Below are 7,835 nucleotides of genomic sequence, written 5' to 3' on the forward strand. Positions count from 1 at the left end.
AATTGAGGGCTGTATTAAGATAACTTTTGGATAAGTTGGCAATTTTTAGGACTTTTGGCAAAGCTAATTCAAAAACTAAATCTATGAGACAGAAGTTTGCATGGATGTTAACACCATTGTTGGTGTTTTTCATCTCATTTTCCTATGCACAGGAAAAAACAGTTTCCGGTACCGTTACGGATCAATCAGGATTGCCCTTACCGGGTGTGTCCATTGTTGAAGTAGGAACTACAAATGGTACCCAAACGGACTTTGATGGTAATTACGCTATCAATGTCGAAGAAGGGCAGGTATTGCGCTTCAGCTATGTTGGACAGAAAACGGTAGATAGGACCGTTGGAACTTCCAATACGATCAGTATCCAAATGGAAGAGGATGCCCAGGCCTTGGAAGAGGTTGTGGTTACGGCCTTAGGTATTCAAAAGGGTGCAAGAACACTCGGTTATGGCACCGATGTGGTAAAGGGCGAGGATCTTGTAAAAGCTCGGGAGAGTAATATTGTTAACTCTTTACAGGGTAAAGTTACCGGTGTCCAGATTACAAATTCCGGGGGAAATCTTGGAGGATCCTCTAAAATAATAATCAGGGGGGTTTCTTCCTTGTCTGGAAACAATAACCCGTTGTGGGTTGTTGACGGTGTGTTGATCAACGATTCACAAACTGCCCCAAGTGATAATGATAGGATTACGGGAAATCGTGATTTTTCTAATGGTGCCGCTGCTATCAATCCAGATGATGTAGAATCCATTAATGTATTAAAAGGTGCTGCAGCAACGGCATTATATGGTTCAAGAGCTGCAAGTGGTGCTATTATAGTAACTACTAAAAAGGGTAGAGCGGGAGATGGCGTTGCCGTTTCTTTCAATTCGTCTACTAGGTTCGATAACTTGTTTGTAACGCCGGATTATCAACAGGAATATGCTGCAGGTTCCAACGGACAATACAATCCCGGGAGTACGAATGACTGGGGGCCACGTATTGCAGGTCAAACCGTTGATAATTTGGCCATTACAAATCAAAGAGGAGCTTTAACGGCTGTTCCTAACAATGGAATCGATAATTTTTTTAAGACAGGTATAACTCGAATAAATAACTTTTCTATTGGCGATGCCAATGAAAAAATGGATTATAGATTGAGTATAACTTCATTAAATCAAACGGGTATTTTGCCCGGATCAAGTTTGGATAGAATTACGGTTGGCCTAAATGCAGGAGTAAAGCATAATGAAAAATTAGAATCAAGGTTCAGCGTTCAATATACTACTACTAAGACAGAGGGTACAGGTACTGCGGGAGCTAACGACCCCAACATTGTTTCATTGGCATCATTTAGTAGTACCTTGGACCCCGCATTATTTAGCCCTTGGATCGATGAGGCAGGAAATCAAATTAATTTGATTACTGCTAACGATGGATCGTTAACGAATAATTATTTGTGGTTAAGAAACGAAAATAAAAATGATAGGGATGATGACCGGATTTTTGGTAATTACCAAATTACCTTTAAACCTTTTAATGGATTCAGCCTTTTAGCTAGGGTAGGTGTCGATCTTCAAGATGATAGGCGATTGATTACCAATAGAGTAGGAACGGTTGGTAGATTGGTTGGGGACTTCTTATCAGATAATATTAGAAGAAATGAAATAACATCGGATATCATTGCTACGTATAATACTGATTTGACGGAAAATTTGTCGCTTAGTGTCTTGGGCGGTATGCAATATAATGCCAGGATATTCGAAAGGCAACAAATAGAGGGAGTGCAACTGTTGGTGCCAGAGTTGTTTAGCCCCGCTAATGCATCACAAACTATCCCTGAAAGGGATTTTACCGAACGAAGGCTTTTCGGAATTTATGGGTCAGCGGAATTGGGCTATAAAGATTGGGCCACACTTACGTTAACAGCGAGGAATGATTATTCTTCGACCTTACCGCAGGACAACAATTCTTATTTTTATCCTTCCGCTAGTCTGGCATTTGTATTTTCGGATGCCTTTAACCTTTCTGGTGATTTCTTGACCTTTGGAAAATTAAGGGCAAGTTGGGCACAGGTAGGAAATGATACAGATCCATATCAAGTGGATTTTCTTTTTCAACCTAGGAACACTGCGGACGGCCAATATAGTTTGGATTTGAGCTTTCCGTTCAATGGTTCTCTTGCTTACAGGGCCTCTCCTATAATTCCTTCGGAAAATTTACTTCCGGAAGAGCAAACTTCTTATGAGTTTGGATTAGATCTAAAGTTTTTTAATGGTAGATTAGGTATAGATGCATCTTATTTTAAAAACCAAAATAAGAACCAGATTTTGAATATCCCCATTCCGGAAACTACCGGTTTTGCCTTTAGGACACAAAACGTAGGTCAAGTAGACCAAACAGGTTTTGAAATCGCATTGACGGCCAATCCATTAAGGATAGGTGATTTCTCATGGAATACTGCAGTTAATTTTTCCCGAGTAGAATCCGAAGTGGTCTCTCTTACGCAAGGTTTGGAGAGGGTTATTATTGCATCTGGTTTTAGCAGTGTTCAAGTGGTAGCGGTTCCGGGTAAGGAATTCCAATTATTTGCATTCCCTTATCTAAGGGATGAGGAGACCGGTAGACCTATTATTGATCCAAATACAGGAAGAAGACAAGCGGGTGAGGCAACCGAGTTAGGTTCTGTTTTGCCAGATTGGACCGGTGGCTGGGTAAATAATTTTAGCTATAAGGGCTTTAATGTTTCTGCGACCATAGATGTAAGATGGGGCGGTATAATGAAATCTTCTACCGTAGAAGATTTACAGACACAAGGATTGGTAAGAGAGACAACTGTTAATAGGGAAGGAACTTTTATAGATCGTGAAGGTATTATTGTTACTGATAATGGAGACGGAACGGTCACAAGAAGGGATAATGATGTTCCCGTGCTAAATGCACAGGACTTTTGGACTTCGTTAGATGATAATAGCTTGGCAGAGCCCTTTATTTTTGATGCGAGTTATATAAAGTTTAGAGAAGCTAGTATTTCATATACTTTTCCTTCGAAATTATTAGGAGATAGTTTTGTAAAGGGTCTTACCATTGGTGTTGAAGGTAGGAACTTAGCTCTTTTGTATTCTAAGGTTCCACATATTGACCCAGAATCTTCCTTGTTCGGTTCAGGGGCGGATGGATTTGGTATAGAGAGAGCCAGTATACCATCCACAAGGAGTATAGGTTTTAATGTAAGGTTAAGATTCTAAATTTAAATTTTAAAAGACATGAAAAAAATAAAATTAATACTGTTTTCTGTGGTATTCATATTCGGCTCACTATTGTCCTGTGATGATAGGTTGGATGTAAATACAGATCCATTCTCAGCACCTACAGCTGACCCTAACGCCTTGCTCCCATATGTTTTTACATCATATACAGCTAGGAAGGTAACGGAGTTAGGTACAAGGATATGTGACGTATCCCAATATATATCCAATACTTTTAACAGTCCTAATAGAGGTAATGTAAGTATCTTTTTAACGGGGAATACATGGGGTACTTGGTATACGAATTGTCTTGGTAATTTGTCATTGGTTAGAGCTGATGCCGAAGCTGCTGGCCCAACCAGTAATAATGTGAATGCTGTTGCTACAATATTAAGCGCTCATTTATTTTATGAGATAACTAGTATTTGGGAAGATGCGCCTTTCGTGGAGGCATTGGACGGAACGGCGTTTCCAGCACCTAATTTTGATGATCAACAAACCATATTCAATGGGGTGATTGATTTATTGGATGAAGGTATTGCCCTTATTGATAGTCGCCCCGCTACTGGTGAATTTCCGATCAGTCCTACAAGTGATATGTTTTACGGCGGGGATATGGATCAATGGAGGATATTGGCGAATTCCTTAAAGTTGCGTACGCTTATGATGCTGAGAAGTGGAGGTGTTAATGTTGATGCTCAGATTAATGCCACTTTATCACAACCATTGATGGAGAGTAATAATGATGCGGCATTTATAAATTATACAGGTGATTCAGGAGCGCAAAGTGGAATGTTCACAATTATTACTGCGTTTTTTGGGCCTGATAACGAAAGCCAGAATATTTTTGCCCCTGGAGATCCCGTAGATGAATTGCTAAGGGATTCCGGTGATCCAAGATATGACCTATGGGTAGCCCGTAATGATTTGCCCGCTCCGGGAAATGATATATTTCCAGATCCAGAAACTTCTGTGCTTAGTAATAATATTATAAGGGGATCTCTTCCAGATGTGGTCATGATGCCTTCCGAGATTTATTTGTATAAAGCCCAGTTGGCCTTAGAGGGAGTTGCGGCAGCTGGATCTGCTGATGAAAATTATCGAGCAGGTGTTACGAGTGCCCTTGAATGGTGGGGCCAAGATATTCCTGATGTTGGTACAACACTTACAGATGCAGAAATTAGTGCTTATGTAGATGGACTAAGCGTTCCGACTATAGAGGATGTTTATAATGAGCAGTATTTAGCAGCTTTTCTTCAGCCAGTAATGGCTTGGAACCATGTAAGAAGGAATAGATTTCCTGTATTGGACCCGCCTCCTGCGGCGACAATTTCAACAATCTTGAAAAGATTTGTATATCCTCCCGATGAAATAGGGAGTAACCCTAATGTTCCGGAAAATAAACAGACGGATGTTCCTATGTGGTTTGAAAACTTATAATTTATTAAAAGATGAAAAATATAAAATATATAGCTTGTTTGATCACATTGATTTTAATAGGATGTGATAATGACCTTGATTTTGATGATAGAGGTTTTGACTTTCAGGAATTGCCAAATTATGTGGCATTTAACCCTGCAGGAACCAGAGCGACATTTCCACCAATAGATACAGATGAAGAAGAAGGGTCTGAAGACGTTAGTATTGAGATTCCCGGAGGTACGCTTAGTGATGTAACGGTTAATTATACCTTTGGGGGGAGTGCCATATTTGGCACCGACTTTACGGTAGATGGGGCTACAAGTGCCGGTGGCACATTGGTAATTGCCCTAACTACGGTCCCTAATCAGGACGGACTGCCTGTGAATGGGGATATAGTAGTAAACCTGCTTGAAGATGGCGTCATAGATGGTGATAAAACTTTGACCATTACGATAGTTAGCGCATCTAATGCTGATGGTGAATTGCCCATTGGTAGAGGTGGGCAGGATTTGTTACGTACGGCAACGGTCAACATTGCAGATGTAGATGAATAAAACTTCTTTGCTATTGAACGATTGATTGTTATAAATTAAATCCCCTGGAACGCAGGGGATTTTTTTATTGCTAAAACTTTCACATTTCATTAGCAACAAAAAAATTAACTTTGTTCCCGAAATAGATATACATGAAATATTTTTTTATTCTCTTTTTTGTCTTTGTTAATTCCATTGTTTTAGCTCAAGAAGAGAATATCGGGAAAGAGAAAAAAGAAGGTGCAATCGGAATTATTTCAGAGCCTAAACAACCTTTAAGTAAAGGTGTTTCAAATAATCCCCTTCCCGAAATTTCGATAAAGGATTATAAAATTATCTCATTTCAACGGGATACGACTTTCTTGGATACCACCCTTACCATTCAAAAAGAATACAGGTATAACTATTTGCGAAAAGATGATTTTGAATTGATGTCATTTTCAAACATAGGGCAAACCTATAACAAATTGGGGGTGGATTTCAACAGATCAAACCTATATCCTAGGATAGGGGCAAGGGCAAAACACTATAATTATTTGGAAATAGAGGATATAGACTATTATAACGTAGCCACTCCAATGACCGACCTTTTTTTTAAAACGACCCTGGAGCAAGGGCAGTTATTGGATGCTATGTTGACCTTTAATACTTCCAGACGCTTAAACTTTTCCCTGGCCTATAAAGGACATCGTTCTTTGGGAAAGTATCAGTTTGATCAAATACAATCGGGTAATTTTAGAACAACTACAAATTATCAGGGCAAAAATGGAAGATATCTGTTAAGGGCCCATATTGCCGCCCAGAATATAGATTCAGAGGAAAACGGAGGGCTTACGAATAAAGAACTGCAATTTGAGTCCGGTGATCCGGATTTTATTAATAGACCAAGAGTGGATGTCCGCTTTAATAATACGGATAATAAAATACTAGGAAAACGGTATTATTTGGATCATCAATATAAATTGGTGAAAAAACAAAGAGATTCCACTTTTGTGGAAAAAACTTCCCTGGCCGTAGGTCATGTTTTTAGCTACGAAACCAAATATTATCAATTTATACAACAAAATGCAAATGCATATTTTGGAGAAGCTATTATCTCCAATGTTGATGATAAAGCAACGCTAAAAACATTCTATAACCAATTCAATGTTCAATTCTATAATAGTACGTTGGGAAGATTAAAGGGAAGTATAGACCTTTACAATTACGACTACTTTTTTGACAGTGTTTTTGTGGCCGAAAATGGGGAAACCGTTCAAAACCAATTAAGAGGGACAGAGATCGCTTTCGGGGGAGATTACAGTAAGCGTATAGGTGATTTTGATGTTAAGGGAACCCTAAGATATAATCTTTCGGGCGAGCTTACCGGAAATATATTGGATGCCTCCGCATCATATACCATAAATGATAAGCATACACTGGGCTTCTCAATTCATTCTTCTGCCCGAATGCCTAATTTTAATTTTCTGCTCTATCAAAGTGAATACCTTAATTACAACTGGCAAAATACCGGTTCCTTTGCAAAGGAAAAAGTCAATACGGTTCAATTTAATTTAAAATCCGATTTATGGGGAAGGCTTTCGGCCAGATACACTACACTGGATAATTATACCTTCTTTACTTCAAATCCTACGGTCGTCATAGAAGAAGGGTCGGAAAACGCCAATATAAGGCCCTTGCAGGAAGAATCAAATATTTCCTATATAAAGATGAAATATGCCAAAGAATTTAAATTGGGGAAATTTGCATTGAATAATACGGTAATGTATCAAAATGTATCTCAAAAAAACAATGTGTTGAATGTGCCGCAGTTGGTGACCAGAAATACGCTCTACTTTTCTTCGGATGTATTTAAAAAGGCCATGTATCTTCAAACAGGCATTACATTTAAATATTTTACCAGCTATACAATGGATGCGTATAATCCCTTGCTAGGAGAATTTTACGTACAGGATTCAGAAGAGCTTGGTGGTTTCCCCTTGTTGGACTTTTTTATTAATGCTCGGATAAAACAAACAAGAATATATCTAAAGGCGGAACATTTTAATTCTTCCTTCACGGGATATGATTTTTATGCGGCTCCAAATTACCCCTATCGGGATTTTGTAATTCGTTTCGGTCTCGTCTGGAATTTCTTTTCATAGTTTTTAATCGATTTTTAGATGACTGTCTTTAAGTCATTTGACTTTTTCTTCTTTTTGGAGTTGTCGATTAATTTATTGATAGCCAGTTTATTGCTTGGATAAGAACTTTTTTTCTATTCTTTTTGGTAATTAAATATCTAAAAATCAATACATTGTATATTTATTTAAAATAAAATGCACTTTTTTTTGAAATAGTATTGTGTAAAGAAAAAAACCCTCTTATATTTGCACCCGCTTAGGCACTGAGGCCTGGGTATTGGAGAGGGGTTCGAGGGATATTTCGGTATATCTTTTCCCCTTGGACTGGAAGTTCATTTGACATATTGTAGAGACAGCGTCCATCTGGATTATAAATAGATGGACGGTAGGTTTTTTTTGAATCATATAATAAAAGGATTTGAATCGAGATTACGGGCCCGGGGATATTTTTTGGTCGTTTGCTTAATAGTATATATAGTATAACGATGAAGAGTTTGATCCTGGCTCAGGATGAACGCTAGCGGCAGGCCTAA

Annotated in this window: 4 protein-coding genes; all 4 read left to right on the forward strand. The window is 38.6% G+C overall.

The annotated features are described in order from the left end of the window. Window positions 1-83: 83 nt before the first annotated feature. The 4 genes from ACKWB9_RS02575 (at window position 84) to ACKWB9_RS02590 (ending at window position 7,323) form a co-directional block, all read left to right on the forward strand. Window positions 84-3,224 (forward strand): SusC/RagA family TonB-linked outer membrane protein, encoded by a 3,141-nt coding sequence (locus ACKWB9_RS02575; protein ID WP_414001415.1) that lies wholly within the window; start codon window positions 84-86, stop codon window positions 3,222-3,224. An 18-nt stretch (window positions 3,225-3,242) separates the two neighbouring features. Further along, complete coding sequence (locus ACKWB9_RS02580) at window positions 3,243-4,664, forward strand: SusD/RagB family nutrient-binding outer membrane lipoprotein (RefSeq protein WP_414001416.1); 1,422 nt, start codon at window positions 3,243-3,245, stop codon at window positions 4,662-4,664. A gap of 11 nt (window positions 4,665-4,675) precedes the next feature. Next, window positions 4,676-5,200, forward strand: coding sequence for a hypothetical protein (locus ACKWB9_RS02585; protein WP_414001417.1), 525 nt, complete (start codon window positions 4,676-4,678; stop codon window positions 5,198-5,200). 131 nt (window positions 5,201-5,331) lie between these two features. Continuing rightward, window positions 5,332-7,323: a putative porin gene (locus ACKWB9_RS02590; RefSeq protein ID WP_414001418.1), complete on the forward strand. Its 1,992-nt coding sequence runs from the start codon at window positions 5,332-5,334 to the stop codon at window positions 7,321-7,323. Window positions 7,324-7,835: the final 512 nt, after the last annotated feature.

Source organism: Maribacter spongiae, assembly GCF_047345125.1.
Classification (GTDB): Bacteria; Bacteroidota; Bacteroidia; order Flavobacteriales; family Flavobacteriaceae; genus Maribacter.